We start from the raw sequence: 4,331 nt of genomic DNA, 5'->3' as shown, positions 1-4,331 counted from the left end.
CCCAGCGCGGGTCGCCGGCGGGCACGCACAGCACCTTGTCGTCGCCGCCTGCCTCGTCGACCATCTTGTACATCGCGACCGGGCGCACCTCGACGAGGCAGCCGGGGAACACCGACTCGGGCAGCAGGACCAGCGCGTCCAGCGGGTCACCGTCCTCGCCCAGGGTGTTCTCGATGTAGCCGTAGTCGGCGGGGTAGACCATGGAGGTGTAGAGGTGCCGGTCGAGCCGGACCCGTCCGGTCTCGTGATCGACCTCGTACTTGTTCCGAGAGCCCTTGGGGATCTCGATGGTGACGTCGAACTCCACGCCATCTCCTTCGGTGCATCTATGAGCATGAGCAGTCGCGACTGCCGACTCGCCAGGTTGTTCAAGGGAACGGTTGCGCAACGAGGATAGTGTGGTCGGCGGGGACATGGGTGCGGCAGGCGGCTGCTGCGGAAATCGGTCGAGGAGAGCTGCGGTCAGTGGTGGGTAAGAACAAAGGTGGCTTGGCCAACCGGCGGCGCCGCAATCTCTGGATCGCGTTCGGCGTCACACTCGCCGTCTTGCTCGCGGCGGGCACGGGCGTGCTGCTCACGGTCGAACCGTGGACCGACGAATTCCGGCACGGCGGGCTGACCGTCGCGGCCCCGCCCACGCCGGTCCGGCCCTTCCCGCAGGTCGCGCCCGCGCCGTCGAACGCGCCCGCGCCGAGCCCGGCCGGTATCGCGGCCGCACTCGCGCCGGTGATCGGCAACCCGGATCTCGGCGCCTTCGCCGGGCAGGTGACCGACGCCGACAGCGCGACGGTGCTGTGGAGCGGCGATCCGGGCAAGCCGATGATCCCGTCGTCCACCGCGAAGATCCTGACCACGGCCGCGGCGCTGCTCACCCTGCCTGCCGACCATCGGCTGATCACCAAGGTGGTCGCCGGTGCCGCGCCGAACGAACTGGTGCTCGTCGGCGGCGGCGATCCGACACTCACGGCCGAGCCGGAAGGCAAGGGGTACTACCCCAACGGCGCCAAGGTCGCCGATCTGGTGTCGCAGATCAAGAACTCCGGCCGTGCGGTCGACACCATCGTGGTGGACACCTCGGCCTACACCGGGCCGTCCATGGCGAAGGGCTGGGATCCGATCGATATCGGCGACGGCTCGATCGCGCCGATGGAATCGGTGATGATCGACGGCGGCCGGTTGCAGCCGCTCGTGGAGTACTCCCCGCGCACCCCGACGCCCGCGCTGGACGCCGGACGCAGGCTGGCCGTCGAGCTCGGCCTCGATCCGGCCCGGGTGCGGATCGGCACCGCCGCACCGGGCGCGGCCGAGGTCGCGAGCGTGCGCTCGGCACCGCTGCGGGACCGGTTGCGCGACATGATGGTCTACTCCGACAACATCCTCGCCGAGGCGGTCGGGCGCGAGATCTCCGTCGCCACCGGCGGCGAGGCCTCGTTCAGCGGTGCGGTCGCCGCGGTGAACACCGCCCTCGGCAAGGCGGGCTTCGACCTGACCGGCCTGGACATGCACGACAACAGCGGACTCTCGGTCGACGACCGGATTCCGGCGCGGCTGCTGGACCGGGTAGTGGCGACCGCGGCCAAACCCAACGCGAGCAGCGCGGTGCAGCCCGCGGGCACCATGGCCCGGCCCGAGAACGACCGGCTCGCCGCTACTTTGGCGCCGCTGCTGGACGCCCTGCCGATCGCGGGCGCGACCGGCTCGCTGACCAGCCGCTACGTCGACCACAACCGGCAGGCCGCCGGGTTCGTCCGGGCCAAGACCGGAACTCTGTCGGTGTCCAGCGCGTTGGTCGGGTATGTGCTCGACGCCGACGGCCGGGTGCTGACTTTCGCGCTGATGTCGAACGATCGGCCGCCGGAGGTGAGCAGGCCCGCGCTCGACGCGATCGCGGGCACGCTACGCAACTGTGGATGCTCGTGACGGGTGGTTGACATGCACGGAGAAAGTTCCGACCCGGCCGGTACCGGCGCGGCGGACGCGGTGATGCCGACCGGTACCGCGGTCGAGCAGCCGAAGCGACGTTCCGGTTTCTCCGGCGCGGTCGACTGGCGCCTCGCGGCGAAGACCGGCGCAACTCTGGTACCCGCGGGCCCGCGGACCTCCCGCTACTCGGCCGAACAGGTCGTCGCCGAACTGGCCGCGGCTTCGGTGCGGGCCGAGGGCCCGGTCCGCGAGGTGAGCCGGCTGCTCGACGATCAGCCGGTGCCCGCCGCCCGGATCGTGGACCGGCCCGGCTGGATCGCGGCCGCCGCCGATTCCATGGCCCAGCTCACCGGGAGCGACGGCACGAGTGCCGAGCGCGGGCTGTTGCAGGGCAAACCGGCGGGCGTGCAGGCGGGCGCGATGCTCGCCTTCCTGTCCACCGCGATCCTCGGCCAGTACGACCCGTTCACCGGCCCCGACGGCACCCTGCTGCTCGTCGCGCCGAACATCATGGCGGTGGAGCGGGCGCTGGGCGTCTCGCCCAGCGACTTCCGGCTCTGGGTCTGTCTGCACGAGGTGACCCACCGGGTGCAGTTCTCCTCGGCGCCCTGGCTGGCCGAGTACATGCGCACCAATGTCGAGGTGCTCGGCGAGGTCGGGGACGAGCCGCTCAACGAGATGCTGTCGCGGTTGCTGGCGGAGGTCCGCGACCGCCGCCGCGGGACCGTGCCCGACGACCCCGCCACCCGTGGCGTGGTCGGCCTGCTGCGCGCCACCCAAGCCCCGCCGCAACGCGAGGCGCTCGACCGGCTGCTCATGCTGGGCACGCTGCTGGAGGGCCACGCCGATCACGTCATGGACGCGGTCGGGCCCGCCGTGGTGCCCTCGGTCGAAAAGATCCGCTCGGCCTTCGATCAGCGCCGCAAACGTCCCACCAACCCGATCCAGCGCATCATGCGCGCGCTGCTGGGCGTGGACGCCAAGGTCGCCCAGTACGTCCGCGGCAAGAAGTTCGTGGACGAAGTCGTCGGCCGGGTCGGCATGACCGAGTTCAACACCATCTGGACCGACGCCGAAACCCTCCCGCGCACAGACGAAATCGAGACACCGGAACGCTGGGTGGCGCGCGTCCTGGGCTGAGTCCCGCACCCTTTCCGTCTCCCCGCACCCGTTCTGGCCCGGCACAGCGGGTGCGGGAAGACGGAACGGGTGCGCGAACCCGTAGGGTGCGCGTATGGGTCGCGCGGACGCCGGAGCGGCGGAGCCGCGCCGTCTGCCGGAGACGGCGGCGGCGCTGGCGGTACGGCGCGCCGTACGTGCGTGGCGGGCCGCGTACGGCCGGTCCGAGGTCGCCGTCGCGCTGTCCGGCGGGGCGGACTCGCTGGCGCTGACCGCGGCGGCGGTCGTCGAGATGGACGCGGTGGACGCCCTCGTCATCGATCATCAATTGCAGCCCGGGTCCGACGTCGTCGCCGCGGCCGCGGCCGCGGCCGCGCTGTCCCTCGGCTGCCGTTCGGCCCGAATTCTGCCGGTGATGGTCGGCGGCACGGGCGGGCTCGAGGCGGCGGCACGGGAAGCCCGGTACGCAGCGTTGGCCGCGGCTCGTACCGGACTGCCGGTCTTGCTCGGGCACACGCTCGACGATCAAGCGGAAACCGTGTTGCTCGGCTTGGCGCGTGGGTCGGGCGGGCGGTCCATCCAGGGGATGACCGAATGGGCCGAGCCATGGGGACGGCCCTTGCTCGAGGTGCGGCGGGAGACGACGCGGCGGCTGTGCGCCGAGATCGGGCTGACCCCGCACGACGACCCGCACAACCACGCGCCCGAATTCACCCGGGTGCGATTGCGCACCGAGGTGCTGCCGCTGCTCGAGGACGTGCTCGGCGGCGGCGCGGCCGAGGCGCTCGCCCGCACCGCCGCCCAGCTGCGCGAGGACGGCGCCGTGCTGGACGCGCTTGCCGGGCAGCTGCTGGACAGCGCGAGTGATGGCGACGCCCTCGTCATCGAGACCCTCGCCACTGCGCCGGCCGCGCTGCGCCGCCGCGCCATCCGGGCATGGTTGCTCGAAGGTGGCGCGAAAGCCCTGACGGGCAAGCATTTACGCGCGGTGGACGAGCTGATCACGGACTGGCGCGGCCAGGGTGGGGTGGCGGTCGGCGGCGGAACCGGGGGTAGCAGGTTGGTCGCGGCGCGCGAACATGGCAGGCTGACACTGCGTCTGCGCAGCGGCCGATGACACATAATGGGTCGGCCGTCCGGGAGCGAAAACCAGAAGGGAACAGCTGACGTGTACGGGGACGACATCGCGTCGGTGCTGATCACCGAGGAAGAGATCGCCACCAAGACCAAGGAGCTGGCCGAGCTCATCGCCAAGCGCTATCCCCCCGGCGCGCCCGAGGGCGATCTGC

Annotated in this window: 4 protein-coding genes and 1 pseudogene; 4 read left to right on the top strand and 1 reads right to left on the bottom strand. The window is 71.6% G+C overall.

Features of this window, described 5'->3' with window-relative positions:
• Positions 1-307, bottom strand: a 307-nt coding sequence (locus NBRGI_RS27095; RefSeq protein WP_029900035.1) for an inorganic diphosphatase, incomplete at its 3' end; no start/stop codon positions are given.
• Between the two features lie 161 nt (positions 308-468).
• Here NBRGI_RS27095 and dacB point away from each other — a divergent pair.
• From dacB to NBRGI_RS27075, 4 genes and pseudogenes are all read left to right on the top strand, one after another.
• Positions 469-1,920, top strand: coding sequence for a D-alanyl-D-alanine carboxypeptidase/D-alanyl-D-alanine endopeptidase (gene dacB, locus NBRGI_RS27090; protein WP_235211119.1), 1,452 nt, complete (start codon positions 469-471; stop codon positions 1,918-1,920).
• A 63-nt stretch (positions 1,921-1,983) separates the two neighbouring features.
• Positions 1,984-3,063, top strand: coding sequence for a zinc-dependent metalloprotease (locus NBRGI_RS27085; protein WP_036561033.1), 1,080 nt, complete (start codon positions 1,984-1,986; stop codon positions 3,061-3,063).
• 94 nt (positions 3,064-3,157) lie between these two features.
• Positions 3,158-4,159, top strand: a complete 1,002-nt coding sequence (gene tilS, locus NBRGI_RS27080) for a tRNA lysidine(34) synthetase TilS (RefSeq protein ID WP_029900032.1) — start codon at positions 3,158-3,160, stop codon at positions 4,157-4,159.
• Positions 4,160-4,210: 51 nt separating this feature from the next.
• Positions 4,211-4,331 (top strand): annotated as a pseudogene (locus NBRGI_RS27075) (hypoxanthine phosphoribosyltransferase); the annotation flags it as partial.

Origin of the sequence: Nocardia brasiliensis IFM 10847, from assembly GCF_000710915.1 — a bacterium.
Lineage (GTDB): Bacteria > Actinomycetota > Actinomycetes > Mycobacteriales > Mycobacteriaceae > Nocardia > Nocardia brasiliensis_A.
This window is presented reverse-complemented; position numbering and strand designations above follow the sequence as displayed.